This window comes from Corynebacterium sp. 74A (assembly GCF_008930665.1).
Taxonomy (GTDB): Bacteria; Actinomycetota; Actinomycetes; order Mycobacteriales; family Mycobacteriaceae; genus Corynebacterium; species Corynebacterium megadyptis.
Genome location: NZ_PQMG01000004.1, coordinates 54771 through 74095, shown reverse-complemented (window position 1 = coordinate 74095; position 19325 = coordinate 54771). Strand labels below are relative to the sequence as shown.

The window sequence follows — 19325 nt, the reverse complement described above, 5'->3', positions numbered from 1 at the left end:
GACAAAGATAGGAGTATTGGAAATGGGTATTGGTAAAGCCGGTGCGAAGTGGGCTGTGTGTGCAGTTGCCACGGCGTTGTTGCTCGGCGGGTGTGCAGGCAGTGATGAGGGAGTGGCTGCCTCGGAGTTCGATACGAAGGTGGCCCCCGCGTCGGCGCGCTGGTCGAGCGAGGCTACAAGAGGAATTGCGGTCCCTGAGGCAGATCAGGGTCCGGAGAAGGTTGATCCAGTGCCGCATGGATGGGATGAGTCGCCTCAAGGGGCCGTGCTGGCTGCGATTAATGCGCAGACCTATATGGCTACGGCAGGGGAACAGACTTGGCCAGAGGTGTCGAGGCACATGCTTGCCGACGGTCAGGGGCGTGATCAGTGGGTGCAGGCGCGCTCGTTGATGGATATCGACGGACAGGTGGATAACCCGCCGGTATTTAAGGGTTTTCGTTTCTCGGAGTTTTCCGGTGAAAAGGCCGTGGTGGTTCTCGCCGCTGACTATCCCTCGCAGGGCCTTTTGGGATATCCAGTTCAACTTGACCGTTCGAGTGGGGACTGGCGTGTTGTTCTGCCCGTTCAAGGGGAGGAACCAGATCTACAAGCAATCACCGATGAGCAGTTCGATGATTTTGTGAGGTTCTCTCCTGATGAGTAAAAAAGCGCAGTTCACTGTGGTCTCGGGTATTGCCCTGCTCGTAGTAGTGCTTGTCGTAGTCGTGGTGGCGACCACCCGTGGCGGCAAGGACGACAGTAACCAGGTGCAAGAAACTACTGCTACGGCTAGCAGTGAGACTGAGGCTGCTCGGCAAGATGAAGTCACCAGTGATATCTGGGGGCGACAGGTCATCACTAACGGCGAGACTGGGCAGCCTCTGGGGGAGTTGAAGCCAGTCGAGGACCGCTGCACCATCCAGCCCGATGTGATGATTCAAACCTCCTACGGTGGCCAGGCCATGTGGTCAAACGGTAATGGTCCAGCGCGTATCGAAAACGGAATCCCAGTGGGCTATGCCAACAATGTGACAGGCGCGGCTCTGGCTGGATGGAACTACCGGATGCTGATGTTCGGTGACTATGAGCTGGGTGCCGCCGCAGCTGAGCACGTGGACTTCAGTGGTGGTTCGGAATGGGAAGGCCTTGGTGAGGAAGTGCGCGATACCTCTACAGAGGGGTGGGATTTGTTCTTTGACGCCTTGGTACCAGAAGCGGTACGGGTACTCAGCTGCAAGGATAACTTCGCTGTAGTGGAGATGGCCCACAAGATGGCTGGTGACGAGCACGGAAAACTCGAAGAGCCTAGGTGGGATATCCACCGTTTCACGATGCTCTGGCGCGATGGTGACTGGGTGTATCAAGCCAGTTCGCTCGAACATATTGGTGAACAAATCAGTGACATAGATGGTTGGGACAAATGGCGATACTAGCGAAAAAACGGATCGTCATAGCGCTTGTTCTGTTGATGTCCTGTCTGTTCGCATCGCCCGCGTACGGGCAGGATCTCGATGACAAAAACGCTTATGAGGCTGCTTACGAAGAATGTTTAGAGAACCATGATTTCACTAAAGGGTGGTTGAATCGTGCCGTAAGCGGGGTTCCTGAGAATGTTTCAAAACCGGTAAAACAAGCGTTTTGTATGGACAAGGCTTCGTCTGAGCATCCTGGTGCGGCTGCTGCTACTGCTGCGGGGGCGGCCGCTTCGAAGTTTTGGGGTGATCCTATCGGGGATTTCGTTAAGGCTTTGATGGAAGGCAATACTCAGACGCTGCAAATGGTGATGACGTTCTGGTTTGATTTTTCCACGGTGCAGACACGGTCGATCGACGCGAGTATTCAGGGTGTGAAGAATATCGTCGCGGGATTAGCGGGTCTAGCGTTGATCGCTAGCTTCGTTATCGGTGGTTACCGTATCGCTGCATCGCGTCGTATGGGTCTGCAGGATGGTGTGGAAGAAACCGCTGGGGTGGTGGTGAAGTACATCGTGTTCAGCTTTGGTGTGGTCGCTGCAGTGCCTGGCGCGTTGATTGCTACTGACATTCTGGCGAACGAGATTATGGATAGCTTCGGTGTGCAGGATCCGGGGCAGGTCGTGGATATGGCCTCGCTGGATGAGTCTATGGCTGGGCCAGTGATCATCATGCTGTTGGCAATTGTCTCGCTTTTGGGCGGGATCATGCAGATCATTGCTTTGGTGGTGCGCACCCTTGTTTTGCCGATTGTTGTGGGTTTGACGCCGCTGGCGGCGGCGGCCAGCTTCTCGGAGACTGGGCGTGGGATGTTGAGCTCGTTGATGAGCTACATGATTGCTGCTGTGGTTTATAAGCCTATTGCTGCTTTGTTGTATGCGGTGGTGATGTGGAATGCTGCCACTCCGTCGGAGGGCGATGTCATCGCCGCCGCGGTGAACGTGCTCATGATTGCTTTAGCTGGGTTTTGTGCTCCTGCTCTGGTCCGCATTATCGCGCCGATGACTCAGTCGGTGGGTGGCGGTGGTGCTGCACCGTTGGTGTCTGCGGCTGGGGCTGGTGTGTCGGGAGCACTGGGGGCTACGGCCATGATGGCTAGTGGTGGTGCTGCGATGTTAGCGGGTTCGGCTGCGAAGGCAGCACCTGCTGCGGCTGGGGGAGGGGCTTCTCAGTCGGTTGTGGGGGGTGCTCCGGTGGCGTCGACGTCTCGTGGTGCCGGTAGTGGGGGTACGAGTGCGTCTGCTTCTGTGCCTGCGGGCTCTTCGGGGGCTTCGGCTGGTGGCTCCTCTGCTTCTGTGCCTGCAGGGGCGTCTGGGGCTACAGGCGGTGGTGCTGTTTCCGCTGGTGCTCGAGGCGGTGGGGGCCGTCCTACTCAGCAACCTCGATCGTCTGGCATGGCTGGCGCATTGGGTGTGTCAAGGCAGGCGGCTACGGGAGCTGGGCGAGGCGTTGGGCGTGGTATTTCGGTTGCAGAGCGAGTTGGTGCTGCGGGTCTTTCAGGGGCTGGCCAGGGGCTTCGTGGTGCTGCGTCTGTGGCACGGTCGTCCACGGCCGGGGCTTCTCATGCGCAGAGGGTGTTGGACGACTCGGTGGGGGTCGGCGGTTATCAGGGAGTGAGGCACTAGGTTATGGATGAGCCAATTCAGTATTCCTTGGGGCAGCCACCCCAGCGCACGGGTCTTGGTGGCTTTTCGTTGAAGGCGACGATTGTGGTCGCCACGGGTTTTCTGGGTTTTCTTCTGCTGCAGCTGATGGGGCTCGGCAAAATCGGCTTCACTGTTGTGTTGCCGGTGACTGGCGTTGTGGCTGTATTGATATCGGTGCGTTGGTCCTCGCGCACTGTGGCGGAGATGTCACAGATCCTGGTTGCGGATGCTAGGCGTAAGCGGCGCAAGGAGGCATCGTATTTCGCGGGTGGTTTGTCGCGCGTTCCTGGGGGAAGGTATCGACTACCTGGGCTTTTAGCTCGTACTGAAAGCATGCATGGTGTTGATGCCGATGGCCGTGAGTTTGTGGCTGTGCTGGATCGTCCCCGCCGTGAAGCGACGGTGTTTCTTGATTGTCAGTTGACCGGACAGACTGCGATGACTCAAACCGAGCGTAATGCGATGACAGCGGAGTGGTCGCGTTGGTTGGCGATGTTGAGCTTGTCGGGAGATATTGTCTCGGCTGCCGTGGTGGTGAGTACTCGACCCGGATCGGGCCAACTCGTGGAGAAAGAGGTCAACTCAATCGTCGTGGATTCGGCTGCCCCTATTGCTCGAAGAGTTATGGCTGAAGCAGCGGAATACCTTGGTGTCCAGGTTCCTGAGGTAGAGGCTCATATCGCTATCACGGTGAAGTTTGATAGTGAGGTCGTAGCGGATGGCTCGTTCATCTCTCAGCTGTCGACGCGGTTGCCGGGCTGGTACACCTCGCTCGGCTGGGCTGGAGTTATTGCTGAACCGATGGATGAGGACACGCTAGTGTCACGGATTCACGGATTTTACAATCCTGATTCTGAATATCCTTTCGAGTCTTTGCGTGTCGCTGGCGAACCGCATGGCATGGAGTGGGATGATGCGGGGCCCGCTGCAGCGTTCACCTCTAGGAATGCCTATTTGCATGACGGCTGGCATTCGGTGACGTGGGAGATGAGGGAAGCTCCTCGGTCGACTTTCGAGGATCAATTGTTGACTGGGTTGATTGCTCCGCATCCCCGTGTCGAACGTAAACGTGTGTGCTTGGTCTATCGGCCTTTTGAGGCGGGGGCTGGAGCGTCGAGAGTGGAGCAGGAGCACCGTGACGCGATGGTGGCGGCGAACTCGTCAAAGAAGATCACATCGGCGAAGGCCGAGATGCGTCTTGAGCACACTGAAGCGGCACGGCGAGCGCAGGCTCGCGGTGCGCAGCTTGGCCGCTACTCACTGTTTGTCACCGCGACAACGAAGGATGAGCACGTGCTCGCCCGGATTAGGCACGACGTTGAGCAGCTTGGAGCTGGCGCATCGATTCGTCTTGCATCAATGGACCGGCAGCAGGACACCGGTTTCGCAGTTTCGTGTGGAGCGGGACAAGTTCCGTGGGGCAAGGAAACAACCTCGCAAATGGCATCGGCATAGACGACGGATACAGGGCGGAGTGTAGGAACATGTTTAAGAAGAAGACAGCAGTAGCGTCGAAAAGCCCAGCGGCTTTGAGGAACACACGCATCGTAGAGAGTATCGATGCGGCAGGGTTTCCGTTCGCAGCTGTAATTGATAGGCGCATGGCGCAAGCATCAATGGGGCTGGTTATCGACCAGCACATGGTGCCTAGTGAGCTCATCGCTGAGGTTGAGCATCGGCTCGGTGACATCGATGGGTTGGTGGCAACAACATTCGTTGTCGGGGGCGGGTCGGTACGGCAAGCGGGGAGAATGTGGGCGACTTTTCGTGCTCGTTCAAAGACTCAGCGAAAAGACGATGAGGAGTTCGTGACTGAGCTCGCTCGGCGATCGACGCAGCTTTTCAACGCGGCTGCAGATGCTGGAATGGATGCCGTACCAATGGATGGTCGCTGTGTCGAAGAGCTTGGTGCGCAGTCGTGGTCGCCAAGCCACGATCCTCAATGGCCCCCAGTGGCGGAGGAGGTAGAAGAGGATGCTCAGTTCGCGACGATTGATGGTATTACTCACGTCGGTTTGGGGCTGGATCTTGATATTGCAGGTGTGGAGGAGCAGGTAGTAGAGGCGACCTGCGCGATCGAGGTGGGTCCTCGGGTAATGCTGGCGCGGCATTTCAGGCCAAGTGCTGATGATTCGGGAGATGGCCGAAGAACAGGGGTGTGGACGATTGCTGGGGCTGATGAACCAGCTGCTGTGAAAGAGCTTGCTGGGGTGGTGGTACAGACACTTGATCCTCGTGTGCAGCTGCGGGTCCACGCTCTTACAGGGCGGCACGGGCTGGCTGTCGCGACGATGTGTGGTGGCGGGGTGCTGGGCTGGCAGCATCTATCGGAGATGAAGGTGGCGTCGTAGATGACGATGAGTGACATTGACTGGCAGCACTTTCACGAGTCTGTTGTGAAGGGAGATATGAGTGCTCCCCCTGGGTGGTCCAAGCGTGGTATTGAGTATCGTCGCTGGATGAAAAAGCAGCGCAGGCAGCAGCAGCAGCTTGAAAAGGTACGCAAAGCATCAAGGGGTGCTGTTCCGGTCCGATTTGAAGAGGCCTATGCTTCTCCGCGGTCGACGGGGTTTAGCGGTGTGGGCGGCGGTGCTGCTCGAGTGGTGTCTGGTCCGCAGGAGTGGCAAACGACTACGAATTTGGGGGCTGGGTTTAACCCGAACGTGGTGGGGGCGCCTGCGCCGGTGATTGGCACTCCACTGGGTAGACACGTCACCACTCAAGCGGAGGTGGCTTGTGATCCCTTGGGCTGGTTCCGCGAGGGGATTATTGCTAACCCGAGCTGCTTTGTTTTGTCTTTGCCGGGGCTTGGGAAGTCGACGCTGATTCGCAAGATGTTGATGGGAGATGTAGCCCAAGGCCATATACCGATCATTGCTGGCGATATTAAGGGCGAGTACGTCGGTTTCGTCCATCAGGTTGGTGGCCAGGTCATCACGATTGGTCACGGCTTGGGGCATCTTAACCCGCTAGATGTGGGGGCTTTGGGGCGTGTGATTCCCAAGCTGGAGGAGGCTAGGGCTGATCTGGAACAACGTGGCCAAGAAGAACTAATTGATCGAGCCAAAGAGCAGGTTCACGGTCGACAAGTGACGATGGTTGCCACCCTTGTGGGATTAGGGCGTGGAGAGAAGATTGCGGACTTCGAATCGATGTTGATATCGGTAGCGCTGCGCGAGATCTATCAGAAAGCAGAGATTGATTGGGCTAATCCACCGGAGTTGAAAGACTTGATTGCGCATCTTGAAGCGGGATCAGAGACGTTGATGAAGAAGGGGCGTGCTCGCACCCGTGAAGAGTGGGATAAGAGGATTGACTCGCTCATCTTGTCTTTGAATTCTCTTCTCGATGGCGCAACAGGCCAGATTTTCTCAGGCCAAACGACGAATCCGATCGATGTGGACTCGGCGGCAGTATGTATCGATGTCTCCGCCATTGATCGGGGAGACGCGGCTATGAAAGCGGCGGTGATGATGGCGTGCTGGTCCGCGGCATTCGGTGCGATCGAGGCGTCCCACATGCTCGCAGACGCGGGTCTAGGAGTTCAGAAGTACTTCTCTGCCACCTTGGATGAGATGTGGCAGGTGCTCTCATCGGCGCCCGGGATGGTGGGGCAGGTCGATGGGCTGACTCGCTTGAACCGCACGGATGCCACGGTACTGAACATGATTACTCACACCTTCAAAGATCTCGAAGCTTTGCCGACCGAGGAGGACCGTAAGACCGCAATGGGCTTCATTGAACGTGCTGGGATGGTCATTTGTGGAGGGCTTCCGAACTCTGAGCTGGATATTCTCTCTACGCGTTTGGAGTTTTCTCCTGCCGAGGCGCAGATGATTACGTCGTGGTCTAAGGGCGCACCCCCGAAGCGTTCGCGTACGAAGGGTTCACGAGCGACCCCGCCGGGGCGTGGGCGATTCATGATTAAACCGTCCAAAGATGGTTCTCCGGGGATCCCTGTGCAGACAATTCTGTTTCCAGCAGAGAGAGAACTACGCCTGCATGACACCAATGTTCGTTTCGAGGACTTCTTCCAAGCGGGTGATCTGGCATGAGCAAAGGGTGGTCGTTTCCTCCGACGGTGCGGACTCAGGTCGTGGACGAGTTCGTCACCACTTGGAAAAGCTATGGATCGCCATCTGCTGCAGCTGCGTCGATAGGCAAGACTCATGGTGTGTCGAAGACGACGGTGTATTCCTGGGTTGCGGATGCGGGACAATGGCCAGTTACAAGAGCGGCACGGGTACTGAAGCTGGAAGCTGAGAATGCGCAGCTGCGTGAGGAGATTAGGCGTCTTCGTGCTTGCTGCGAGCGGGTGGAGTGATGCGTAATCTGCTCGCAGGGATTCTCGCCTTGGTTTTGTTCATTGTTTTGTTCGTGACTGTGTTGCACGGCGGTGATGATGAGCAGAGATGCCTACCGGGTAGTAGTGACGCGGCATCGGAGTCGGGTCTTGTTCCTGAGGGAGCCTATGCTCTGCCGGAGAAACAGGGGATGGAGCACATTACTTCGGGGTGGAGGACAGCAGATCGTCCTACTCACAGGGGCGTCGATATTGCACAGGGTGCTGGCACCCCGATTTATGCCTTCGCCGATGGAGTGGTTTCTAAGGCAGGAGCTGCTGGTGGGTTTGGCCAGTGGGTTGTGATCGATCACCAGATTGATGGGAAGCTGTATTCGACGGTGTATGGCCATATGTTTCCGGATAGTATCCGTGTCAAGGCGGGGCAGGAAGTCAAAGCTGGGTACCACATCGCTGACGAGGGATATAACGGTGAGGTTTTCCCGCCTGGGCCTGGGGGCTCTCACGTGCACTTTGAGGTATGGGACGGCGGGCGTGATGCCGGTCAGGATATCGATCCGGTGCCGTGGCTAGAAAAGGCAGTGGAGCCAGGATCTGGCGATAGTAGCTCTGAATCGAAGTCCGATACTAGCGATGAGCAAGAGACGTCGCGTCCGTCCAACAGTAGCCCCGGTGGAGAGATGCCGGATACAGATGTTCTGCTGGCAAAGGAACACCTACAGATCGATACTATTCGCGTTGCTAGAGCTGTAGCTCAGCGCTTTCCCCAGATCCAAACGATTGGCGGTTGGCGCCCCTATGATCCATATCCCGACCATCCGTCGGGTCGTGCTGCGGACATTATGATCCCGAACTGGGATACCGCTGAAGGCAAGCAACTAGGTGATGACATTCTCGCCTACCTCTGGGGTAATCGTGACTACTTCCAGGTGGAGTATTTCATTTGGCGTCAGACCTATATCCCAGCTCAGGGTGAGTCGAATGTGATGGAGGATCGAGGCTCTTCAACAGCGAATCACTATGACCACATTCACGTGACGACGGTAGGCCACGGGTTCCCGCAACCTGGACAGAAGTACGGCCCAGCTCCAGAGGGTGGGTCGGCTGTGCCTGGAGATCCTTCTGGAACCTTGGGTGATGGGTGCGACCCGATTGTTGGTGTGGATGCAGGTCTTGATGCTGGTGAGATTCCAGCGGAGTTTGTGAAGTGGATTGAACTGGCGGGTGGTCTCTGTGAGGAAATATCCGCACCGCTGGTAGCGGGACTGATCTATCAGGAGTCGCAGTTTTCCACCACTGCTGTGAGCTCTGCTGGAGCTACTGGCCCTGCGCAGTTCATGCCGGGCACGTGGGCGAGTAGCGGTGCAAAGGTTGATGAGACCGGCCAAGTTGTTGGTCCACCTGGTTCAGGTAGTCCAAACGATATCGCTGATGCCGTAATGGCCGCAGGCCGCTACCTGTGTGGCTCGGCTAAGCAGGTGAAGCAATGGAAGGCAGAAGGCAAGGTCAGTGGCGATGACACTGAGCTGATTCTCGCAACCTATAACGCCGGTGGGGGCAATGTGCTTACCTACGGCGGCGTACCGCCGTTTGCAGAAACGCAGCAGTACGTCAAAGTGATCCCAGAACACGCGGAAAAATTCGCGAAAAAATAGTGCAAGGAGATGTTAACGATGAAGGACTTTATTGGCCGGTACTGGTTGTGGTGTGTGGCCGCTGTCGTAGCGGTAGCGGTACTCATGCTGGGAGTAATGATTGGTACGCGCGGGAACGTCGATGCCTCGGATCCAGATGTAGATGCGGCGGATCCGATTACCCAAGATGTGGCGGTAGCGGCAGCGAGCACTGTGGCTGCTGTGAATTCGTATGAACCTGCGGTTGATGATTCACCAGCGGATGCGACTAAGCGTGTCGCTGACAGGGTGTCTGGCAAGTACAAAAAGCTGGCTGAATCCGATCAACCGGCTCCGCTGCCTGATCAATGGGACGTGTGGGCTCGGAGCAACGATCGAGTCCATGCTGTAGCCCAAGCTGACAGCGACTATCAGCCTCCCGCTGAAGACGCGACAGAAGCGGTAGTACCGCTCGAACTTGAAATCTTCGTCTGGCATGCAGACGGGGATAAGACTCCTCTGTCGAAAGCTGATGTGGAGGCGACGATGGTACGTGAGGCTGGGATATGGAAGCTGGCGGATCTTGAGTACGTTCGTACGAGGCAATGATGGCCACATACGTTAAAGGGCGTGTTGCCCCATCAGCCTCTGCGGCGGTACTGCTCGCCATTGGAGTTGCGGTACTAGCTCCAGAGGTTGTGGCACCGGGATCGAAAATTGTGTTCGATCATTCACCCCAACTACACGTGGCGATGACCACGTTCGCGGCGATGTGTGTTCAGGCGCTGCCGCTGGTTATAGCGGGGGCGCTCGTCTCTGCGAGCATCACGCGGTGGATGAATCCATCGCGATGGGCGAAAGTAATCCCGAGATCGCGTTTAGGAGGCGTGCTAGTAGGGGCTTTCGCGGGAGTATTTGTACCCACCTGTGAGTGCTCTTCGGTGGCTGTGGCTCGGCGAATGGTTGCCTCAGGGGTTCGTCCAGGATCTGCCCTGACATTCATGGTTGCTGCGCCTTCGCTAAATCCGTTGATCGTGGTCTCTACGTTCATCGCTTTTGGACAGATGGAAATGGCGATAGCGCGCTGGTTGGCCGCACTCTTTGCAGTTGTCTTTGTAGGGCTAGTGGTTTCTGTCTACAACTCTCAGATTATCGATGAGATACAGAACCGAATCGAGGAGACAGAATCTCACGGTTGTGGTTGTTGCTCATCGCATAGGTGGCTGGACACGGCAAAGTCAGACGTGATCGCGTCCACCACCTACATCATCGTGGGTGCTGGTATCGCGGCAGGGGTGTCAGCGTTCCTCCCGGCTGAGGCTCTTGCGGCGATTAGCAGCAATTTGTGGGTTTCTATGGCCCTGATGATTGTCATAGCGGTCATCGCATCGTTGTGCTCTTTAGGGGATGCGTTCGTGGCCGCGTCGTTTGTCGGCCTGAGCCCAGTGAGTTTGCTGGTATTCCTCGTGGTTGGACCGATCATTGATTTGAAGCTGGCCGCAATGATGGAGGGCATGATGGGCCCGCTGACGACGAAGGTTGTGGCGACAGCGGGCATCATCTCAGCGATATTGACTAGTACTGCAGTGTCCGTCCTAATGGGGTGGATCTGATGCGGTACTGGAGCACTGCGGTATTGCTCTTCGCTCTCGGACTAGGTCTAGTGAGGGTGGCACTACAAGGGGTTTACCGGAACTGGGTTGCTATGCCTGGATGGCTAGTCGGCCTTGTCGGCTTGGCATTCCTCGTGTTGGCTGTAATCACCCTCTCTTCGAGTAGCGAGGCTGTGGAGAGTCCTCGGATGACTCCTTGGGCGCTGGCTGTGATGGTGGCGGTGATCGCTGTGATCACTCCATCGGCGGTATCGCCCCAGCAGGTGACGATTGCTAATCGTAGTGCTGCCGTAGCGTCCGGTGCTCCGTCCTCTTGGCCGCCGCTGGAAAACACTACGCCGGAACTACCTCTCAACGAAGTCGTAGCCCGCTCGGCAACTCCTGCTGACCAGCGCATTCAGGGGCATCGCGTCGTAGTGAAGGGGACTATCGACCGTGAAGAGAACAGCCTGCGCCTCGGAAGGGTCACAATTACCTGCTGTGCGGCTGATGCGCGGGCATATTTCATTGAGGTCAACGACCCTACGGGGCAGTTGTCTCATGTTGAGGAGGGGACATGGATTGAAGCAGTCGTTCAACTTATGCCTGGGACAGGACGGAAAAAACGGGACTATGTGCCTCGCGTAGGACTAGTAGAGGCTCACGAAATTGAAGACGCTGGGTACTCCTTCGCTGGAGTACTCAATACCGGGTACCACACCCCATTGAAGGAGAAGTGATCATGAGTAACGATAAGCAGCGATGGGCCGAGATTGATTCCATCATCGCTGAGAATAAGGCAGAATTAAAGGCTGCGAAAGACCATGACGAGTTGAAGAGTTTTGCCTCTAGTCAGGGTTGGATGAATGCGAATGACTTTCCAAAGTTCAAGCACTCACTTGCCAAAATTGGCGTGTTCTATGAGGAGTTGAGGGCTGCGGCGTTCGCTGCACGAGACGCAGAGAAGGCAGAAACTCTGGCAGCTCTCGGCGATGATGCTCCTTGTGTTCGACTGTGGGTTGCAGCTAGTGAGGCAGAGGACTCCTCGTCTGCAAGTTTTGCCGTAGTCAGTGATGATCACGATGCTGTGTGGTACGGCTCATTCTTTGATTCTGACCGAGTGCGAGTGCCAGGAGATCTCGTCAGCGCGGAGCAATCCGTGGCAGGTAAAGCCGTGTGGTTAGTTGGAAAAGCACTCGAAGCTGCAGGCCACGAGCTCGGCCGAGCTGAGATTGTCACGACTTGTCCAGATCTCGATGTGGCAGCGCTGAAAACGTCTGGTGCACGGTTTGGAGTCGCTGTCGATATCGTGGTCGATGATGATGAGCGTGCCATCATCATGTCTGAAACTCCCGGGTTCAGCCGTTGGCAGGACTACGATTTGACGAGCCTTGTCGAGGTCGAGGAGGACTAAGTGTCTGGCAAGAACGTGCGGCATTCAGGCAGCACCGTCGGACCCCAACCGTCGACGCTGTTCTTACTGGGCCTTTTGATCGTGGCGATGTGCGGAGTTGTGGCTCTACAGCTCGTCTCCACGGTCACAGACGTTGGGAGGACGAGCTGGAATCCGATCACGGCATTGGTCCTCATTATCCGCGGTGAAGCGAAGCTCACGGCTGCGACGGGACTGGTTTTCTTGATGCTTGTTAGCGCTGCTGGCGGGCTGGCGTGGCTAGTGCGAGGGAAGGTAAAGGGAACAGGAAGAAAAAGAGTCCAGATCGATGACGCTCAACGATATCTAGGAGGATCGGAGGAGCGCTCAACTTTGAGCAAAGCTCACGTCCAGAAACACGCACGTGGCTGGTTCGATGACGAGAAAGCAATCACGCAACCGGGGCTGATGTTCGGCCACGTTCCAGGCAAGCCGAAGCAAGAGTTTTGGGGCTCATGGGAAGACCTGTTTTTGATCGTATTCGGCCCGCGTATGGGTAAGACTACCTCCCAGGTAATTCCAGCGATTGTTGATGCCCCTGGTGCGGTGGTAACCACGTCGAATAAGCGTGACATCGTAGATGACACCATCGCTCTCACATCTGATCGTGGACAGGCGTGGGTGTTTGATCCCCAGAAGATAGCACGCGGGTTTGAACAGGAAAAATGGTTCTTTGACCCTCTGGATTCAATCCGTCGTGATCCCGAGATGATGGACGCAAGTGCCGAGGCTCTAGCTGATATCTTCCGCTGTGCAGCGCTTGGTGATTCCAGCGGCGGTGAAAACGCCTACTGGGTGAATGCAGGCCGCGAGCTTCTTGCATCGCTACTGCTGGCAGCCGCACTCGACGACAGGCCGATCACCGATGTGTACCGGTGGGTGACCGATCCTGATGATCCCACTCCTCGCCAGATACTGTCCGAACATCCTGAGTGGGTAGCGCAAAACGATTCGTTGCACGCTACCTCCGCCCTACCGGAAGTGACTAAAGGGGGCGTGTATGGCCAGGCCAAAACGATGGCTGCTCCGCTGGGAAGGCGTGCTGTAGCACAATGGGTCACACCGACAATCGGAGCGCAGAAGTTCTCAGCTGAAGAATTTGTTCGTGCACCCCACCCCACGATGTACGTGTTGTCTAAAGACGGTGCCGATAACGCAGCGGCACTAACGACAGCGCTCGTGGCGGCTATCATGCAGGCAGCTGAGCGCTACGGAGAAGAAAACGGCGGACGGTTGCCGGTGCCGTTGATTGCAGCCCTCGATGAGGCAGCGAATGTCGTGAAGTGGCCTGAACTACCAAACCTCTACTCACACTACGGCTCACGCTCGATTATCTTGATGACGATTCTTCAGAGCTACTCCCAAGGTGTGAGCGTGTGGGGAGAACAAGGTATGGAGGCCCTGTGGTCGGCCGCTAGCATCCTGCTCTATGGTGGCGCTGTCAAAGATGACGTGATGCTGCGCAAGATGGAAGACCTCATCGGAGAAGCCACTATGCGCACCACCTCTGTAAGCCGCTCCTCAGATGGGCGCAGCACCTCTACCTCCTACCAGGAGAGAAAGATTCTCACCAAAGCGGAACTAGCAGCACTGCCGCAGTGGCGCGCGGTGGTCTTTTCCTCCAAACGTCGCCCTGTCATCGCGCAGCTTGTTCCTTTCTGGGAACGGTCGTGGCCACGACGCATTAAAGAGTTACTTCCCAGTAAGAAAAAGGAGGTCAAAAAGTGAATGATACGGACTTCGATCCTGATGCGGAATTCGATGCCGACGTTGAGCCAGTCCCTGGGTCACAGATTGATGCTGTCTCTGACGATGAGGTAGTAGAGCCACTTTTCCCTGATGTCTACACTTTCGTATCGGATTTTCTATCTCACATTTACCCCGCGGTAGCGCATCGGCAGCGTGAGGTGAATTGGAATTCGAAATGGTGGAGCTATGAGCATGCGGTGATCCGACTAGAGGCGCTGTGGCAGCGCTTCGAGCAGCTTCGCCGTGATGAACCAGCAACCTATCTAGAGACATTCCTTCGCGTTCACGCCGACTACCACATGAATCAACTCATGGCTGAGCAGGGCGTTTTCGCAGACACTAAGCGGCAGGATTTTCCGGCGCACCCACTGGAGTGTGCCTCACCCTATGTAGGAGAGATAGACGATGCACACCTCGGTTAGTCGAGCTGATGGCCGTATAGTCAAAATGTTGCATGAACTAAGGGCGCTGAAGGCCCGCACGGCCACAAGAGTTGTCCGGCCCGGCCCGAGGCAGCTACAACGACTGAGTACGCGTGAACTTGTACACGAGACTGTACGTCGCCAGCAGGAGTCAGGACTTCGATGGGATAGACGGGACCGTGATCGCTTTGCAGCTGAGTACCGGCGTAGGGATCTTCCAACGACGGCAGACCTTGTCGCGGGAGTGGTGACGGGGGCTGCCGCTGTGGCCATGATTGGTGACTATTTGGATCAGCCGGAAGTTCAGTCGCCCGCAGATGTAGACGCGGTGTTTGCCGAGTCGCGTGAAGACTTCAAGGGAGTCGACGAGGTAGTTGAATCCACACCTTTGACGTTCGAAGAGCGTATAGCCGATGCTCAAGACATGGGCGTGGATCCAAGCCTAGTGTCCGCAAGGGAAACTTTGGACACCTTAGAGCTAGGTGGAGTGTCCCCAGCTCCTTCTGCAGTTAGCACTCCGGAGGTATCGAGCGCCCCCAGTCCCGATATGACACCTGCTCCAAGCCTAGGGATGTAACGCAAAACTCTCTACGCTGAATCTAAGAACTGAGCTCGATGTGACACGCTGCGGTAACAGCGGTCAGGTCGAGCTTATTCTTTTAGAGACCCGGGCTGAAGCCTTGCTCGTTTTGAACGGCTTGCTGCGTATCGGTGCTACTGCCCGGTGGGGTGGTACCGCGCTGCTGCTTTCTCGCCCCGGCTACAGGAGCGAGTTTATCCATCAGGCTGCGTGCCTTTTGCACCTCATGGCCTAGCTCCGTTTTCGACCGCTCAACAGGAGCAGGTGCAGGATGAAGGACCTCTCGTACTGCCTTGCGGTTATGACCCAGCCACACTCTTAGCTGTGTGTCTTGACCAGCGTATACCGGCGGCAGCGCTAATTCATCCACGCGGTTAGATACATTCTGTCGAAGTTGATAAGTCAAGGCATGTTGGATACTCCTACATCCATCACAGTGACGAATCGCATCACCCATGACATCACGGGGATCGACTCCTGAGCGTATTAGCTCTCGCCATGCCTGGCGGATGGGTGCATCCCCGCCTTCTGCATGGGTAATTTCCGTGCTCCAAGCTGTGGGGAGTGAATCCAGCCAGGTTGGCAGGTGATCATCAATGAAGCGCTGGGTGGCGATATCCTTTCCGGCCATCCATCGGTGGACTAGCGTTTCCGGATCAGTGATCCCAGATTGCCATAGCTGCTCGGTTGCGGAGCGTTGACGGTCGTCCTTGGCGATACAACGCGACAGAACATCGCGGGCAGTAGGGGCATCTCGATCCCCCTGGTGGTAGTAGTGAACATCTTCAGCCTGCTCATCGAGAGCAGTTTCGGTAACGACGTAGGCATGATTAGCGTGCTTGCCGCGCGTAAGAGCAACGTAGAGCCCTGCACGGTTAACGGACTCGTCGATCACCGCACGGCAGACATCTACTGTCGCACCTTGCGCGCGGTGCACCGTCTGGGCGTAGCCGAGATGTACATGCTCATCTACATACTTCTTCGGTAGTGTCTTGCGCTCGCGTGTGGATGTATCGATGACGTGAATATCGCCGCTGGGGTCAATATCGGTGATTGTGAGCAGATCACCATTGGTCACTTTGAACGCGCCGTGGCCGTCGGCATTGGTGAAGCGATGATTCTTTCTGGTGACGATACGGTCACCAATGCCTGCCTGTTCACCCCGCGCTAGGGTAGTGGTCCTATCAAGCACGACGACACCACGGGCGATTCGGTCGGCCTGGATAGCGGTGTTGAGCTGGTCGACGTCGGCGTTAGTGGATGCGATGATGAGCGACTTCCGACCAGCCTTTTCGTCCGCAAGGTAATCAGCGACAGCTGTGTCCAGGATGTGGTGGCGTGCTCCATTGTGGATCCAACCGCGATTCTCGTAGACATCGATTGCTGAGGTATTGCCATCGCGCAGTTTGAGTGATGCTTCGGCCTGTTCGCTATCGTCGCCGAATCGTTGCACGTTAGTGAGTTGCACCGTGTTTGCAACCGTCGTCATAGTGCCGAAAAGACCGCCAGTTTCCACGGCATCGAGTTGCTTGTGATCGCCAATTAGGCGAACAACGGCACCTGTAGCCTGTGCAATCTCGGTCAGTGAGGCAAGGTTTTCCGTTGAACTCATTCCGGCCTCATCCACCAGGATCATGTCTCCACGAGAGATTGCGACTGGAAGATCTTCAATAGCATTGCGTTTACGCCACGCCCGGGTGAGCGAGTCAATCGTTCTACCTGAGACACCGATATCATCACCGAGTACGGTTGCTGCGGCGGCTGAAGGCGCAACCGCGATTACATTGCGACCCTGGCTATGCCAGACGTTGGTGAGAACCTGCATGCTTGCGGTTTTGCCAGTTCCAGCAGCTCCCACACCTGTCGCTGCGAGTGTGCCAGCATTGGCGAGGTGGTTCACTAGCTCTGCTTGTTGAGAATTCAGTGCCCAGCCGTGTTCCTCCTCGTGGGCAGCTAAGGCGTCATCGATAGTGCTTTCCGATACGAAAACTGCAACAGGTGTAGTTACCGCGTCGAGAGCCACTTGTTCAGCATCAAGTATGGCTTGAGTTGTGAATTGCTCACTATTGTCGCGGTAATCAATAGCTTTCCCGTCGCTACGACGTAGCGCATCAGGCAAGCTAACACCGTCATCTGGGTTGAGATTGATCCCAACGTTGTCGAGAATTTGATCAGTTAGACGCTGGCTAACCGTCTCAAGTTGCCCCTCCTCGAGCGTATAGGCGTTAAGTTTCGCGAGCACAGCGGTAAGCACATGGGAGCGTTTAAACGTCGCGCGGCGGCGGGAAACCGTCTCTACTGCCTCGCCAATGATCATTTCATCGTGCGACTCAGGCATGTAGAGGGGCCGCCTATCGCCGTCTGGAAACTCTACTGCATGTTCTAACCGGGCGAACAACGCTTCGGCATGTGGAAGATTCTCCATCACTTCTGCACGCCACTCGTCACGAAGCTCCGCTAGAGATTTCGCTGGCTGCTTCGCATTACGCGTCTCTAGAATGGCTTTCTGCCACAGTGCACGCGTGGTTTGATAGCTCGGAGAGTAACCAAACTGGTCCACATACTCGGCAACTAGACGCTCGTAAACAGGCCGTGCGAGCTGCTGCCTCTTGGTGAAAAGCTCACTCACATCATCAGGCACACAGTCGAGTTCGTAGACCGCTTCTTTCGTCTCGCCGCGCGATTGGGCATGAAAACTCAACCCCATCTCTCGTGAAAGAAGATCAGTCAGCGTCGCTGTGTAACGAAAATCGAGCACGTGATGCTGCTGAAAAATAGCTTGCCCGTCCAAGGAACGCCACACACCGTCCTCTCCTTGCGCCTTGTTCGAGACCACAACATGCGAGTGAAGGTCCGGATCTCCGGCACGAGTATCGAAGTGAGTGAACTCAGCCGCGATCATTCCCTTAGTTTTAATCTGCTCAATTCCGCCCGCTCCACGGCGTGAAAACACCACGTTCTCGTTCGCCCAAGCAAGTGTCTCGGATACTGCCCGGTGATGAAGCTCGGCAATTTTTGCGGCCGTTTCCTCATCAGCGAGAGCCCACAGCACCGACACCGACTTCTGAGGTGAGAACGTAAAGTCGTATCCTGCGACCGCTTGGCGCACCCGAGCTTGCTTAGCATTGACCCAATTGAGGACTTCGCGCTGCGATTCCGGCTCCACACCTGTCTCTGCAATGAACGCGGGAATGGCAATTTCTGCAGCGAGATCAGAACGTTCACGCTTGGTTGGTAGTCGCCCAGAGTCACGCTTGAATGCCTTCTCGGCCTCACGAATCGCCTCTAAAACTTCATCCCCGCCGGTGTAAATCGCGAAAGGTCGGCCAATCTTGATCTGCTCATAGCTCGCGCCATCGGCGATCATGGCGTCAGCATCCGGGTGTAGACCCTCACCATAAAGCGCCCACATCTGCTCATCGGTGATCTCATCACCCGCAGAAATTGAGCCGAAACAGCTGAGACCTGCGCCAATCCAGCGCCCGGGGGGAGTGCCCTTAGCGGCGTAGTAATCAGAGAGTTTCGTAGGCCTTTGATCCTCGTCATTGCGTGCGACAGAGCGCAACAGGTACTCATACCCGTTGCCAGCACTCACCTTACGCAACGACATCACGATTACTACTGTAGCCGAAACCTACCGTCGATACTAAGAGTGCATAAGGTGTATTGAGTCAGAGCGCGTCAGAGGTCTGAAGAGCGGCACGAAGTGGCGTTTGGGTGTGCTGTGACAGAGTGGCTTAGAGGGTTGGCCTTGTGCAGGGTCAGACGGTGGGGGATGATGAGCGCATGACTGATCAAAAGACACGAGACATAGCAGCTAGGCGTCGTTCTCGGACACGGGAAATCACCACCTCCCTCCAGCGGCGTCTAGACCTCCACAAGAAGCTAGACGCCTGGTTCGACAAGCAGCATCAACGAGACAAAGAGCTAGGAGCGTTGCTTTCTGAACTAGTGGATTTAGGCGAGAAGCCCACCCAGCTCGCGTCGGTTCTTGGAATGCCTCGATCCAAGGTGAAGCAAATTATCAATGAAGCGACAGAGTCCGCGTCATCTAGCGACCAGCAAGATGATCACGTGGATGCACGTCCAGGTGATGTGCTGGAAGAGTAAGGCCTATACACCAGTGACAAGCTCTCAACTAGGTGAGGAGGTGCCGCTGCCCGGGATGCCGCCTCTACTGGTGCGCGCCCATGTGCCAGCGCTCGCACCAACCCAGAAAGCTATCGACGCCTTCCAAGGCAATATTTCGAGTGCCGCTGATAGAGGACGCCACAAGGGCAAGCGTCCAGTGAACGACTCCAGCTGTAGATACCAACGTTCACTACGCATACGAGCAGCGTTGAAGGATGGTTGGGATGAGCAAGTGTTTGTTAGCGCTACGCTCCACGTCACTTAGGACCCAGCCCTCCCTCTGGATGTCCAGTTGGAGAAATAATCTGAATGAACCCCCAAAGGATATGGAGTACTCACCGGCCTACCGGTATCAAGCCGACGACCGTAACCACTGTTCGAAAGGATAGTCAGCCGAAGTCAC

At 56.2% G+C, this 19325-nt stretch carries 15 protein-coding genes; 14 read left to right on the top strand and 1 reads right to left on the bottom strand.

The features are described from left to right. The first annotated feature begins 22 nt into the window (after positions 1-22). From GBB11_RS07290 to GBB11_RS07230, 13 genes are all read left to right on the top strand, one after another. Positions 23-646 (top strand): hypothetical protein, encoded by a 624-nt coding sequence (locus GBB11_RS07290; RefSeq protein ID WP_151550181.1) that lies wholly within the window; start codon positions 23-25, stop codon positions 644-646. After that, a complete protein-coding gene (locus GBB11_RS07285; protein ID WP_151550182.1) occupies positions 639-1415 on the top strand; it encodes a hypothetical protein in 777 nt (258 codons plus the stop codon). The genes GBB11_RS07290 and GBB11_RS07285 overlap by 8 nt, the downstream gene beginning before the upstream one ends. Further along, positions 1394-3079 (top strand): hypothetical protein, encoded by a 1686-nt coding sequence (locus GBB11_RS07280; RefSeq protein ID WP_151550183.1) that lies wholly within the window; start codon positions 1394-1396, stop codon positions 3077-3079. Before GBB11_RS07285 ends, GBB11_RS07280 begins: the two co-directional genes overlap by 22 nt. A 3-nt stretch (positions 3080-3082) precedes the next feature. Further along, positions 3083-4555 (top strand): SCO6880 family protein, encoded by a 1473-nt coding sequence (locus tag GBB11_RS07275; protein ID WP_151550184.1) that lies wholly within the window; start codon positions 3083-3085, stop codon positions 4553-4555. A 29-nt stretch (positions 4556-4584) separates the two neighbouring features. Next, entirely contained in the window at positions 4585-5451 is an 867-nt protein-coding gene (locus GBB11_RS07270) for a hypothetical protein (RefSeq protein ID WP_151550185.1), read from the top strand. Then, complete coding sequence (locus GBB11_RS07265) at positions 5452-7155, top strand: ATP/GTP-binding protein (RefSeq protein WP_225979283.1); 1704 nt, start codon at positions 5452-5454, stop codon at positions 7153-7155. It abuts the gene before it with no gap. Beyond that, positions 7152-7424, top strand: a complete 273-nt coding sequence (locus GBB11_RS11045; RefSeq protein WP_151550186.1) for a transposase — start codon at positions 7152-7154, stop codon at positions 7422-7424. Before GBB11_RS07265 ends, GBB11_RS11045 begins: the two co-directional genes overlap by 4 nt. Further along, positions 7424-9058 carry a peptidoglycan DD-metalloendopeptidase family protein gene (locus GBB11_RS07255; RefSeq protein ID WP_151550187.1) on the top strand — a complete coding sequence of 545 codons (1635 nt, stop codon included), beginning with the start codon at positions 7424-7426 and terminating at the stop codon, positions 9056-9058. Before GBB11_RS11045 ends, GBB11_RS07255 begins: the two co-directional genes overlap by 1 nt. 18 nt (positions 9059-9076) lie before the next feature. Beyond that, positions 9077-9625 (top strand): hypothetical protein, encoded by a 549-nt coding sequence (locus tag GBB11_RS07250; protein ID WP_151550188.1) that lies wholly within the window; start codon positions 9077-9079, stop codon positions 9623-9625. Then, positions 9622-10629 (top strand): permease, encoded by a 1008-nt coding sequence (locus GBB11_RS07245; RefSeq protein WP_151550189.1) that lies wholly within the window; start codon positions 9622-9624, stop codon positions 10627-10629. Before GBB11_RS07250 ends, GBB11_RS07245 begins: the two co-directional genes overlap by 4 nt. A gap of 721 nt (positions 10630-11350) precedes the next feature. After that, the gene (locus GBB11_RS07240; protein ID WP_151550191.1) at positions 11351-12022 is read left to right on the top strand and encodes a hypothetical protein; all 672 of its coding nucleotides are present in this window, start codon (positions 11351-11353) and stop codon (positions 12020-12022) included. After that, positions 12023-13768, top strand: coding sequence for a type IV secretory system conjugative DNA transfer family protein (locus GBB11_RS07235; protein ID WP_225979285.1), 1746 nt, complete (start codon positions 12023-12025; stop codon positions 13766-13768). After that, a complete protein-coding gene (locus tag GBB11_RS07230; protein ID WP_151550192.1) occupies positions 13765-14211 on the top strand; it encodes a DUF4913 domain-containing protein in 447 nt (148 codons plus the stop codon). Before GBB11_RS07235 ends, GBB11_RS07230 begins: the two co-directional genes overlap by 4 nt. 659 nt (positions 14212-14870) lie before the next feature. Here GBB11_RS07230 and mobF read toward each other — a convergent pair. Further along, the gene (gene mobF, locus GBB11_RS07225) at positions 14871-18401 is read right to left on the bottom strand and encodes a MobF family relaxase (RefSeq protein WP_151550490.1); all 3531 of its coding nucleotides are present in this window, start codon (positions 18399-18401) and stop codon (positions 14871-14873) included. A gap of 176 nt (positions 18402-18577) precedes the next feature. Between mobF and GBB11_RS07220 the strand changes: the two genes are divergently transcribed. Beyond that, positions 18578-18901, top strand: a complete 324-nt coding sequence (locus tag GBB11_RS07220) for a hypothetical protein (protein ID WP_151582274.1) — start codon at positions 18578-18580, stop codon at positions 18899-18901. Positions 18902-19325: the final 424 nt, after the last annotated feature.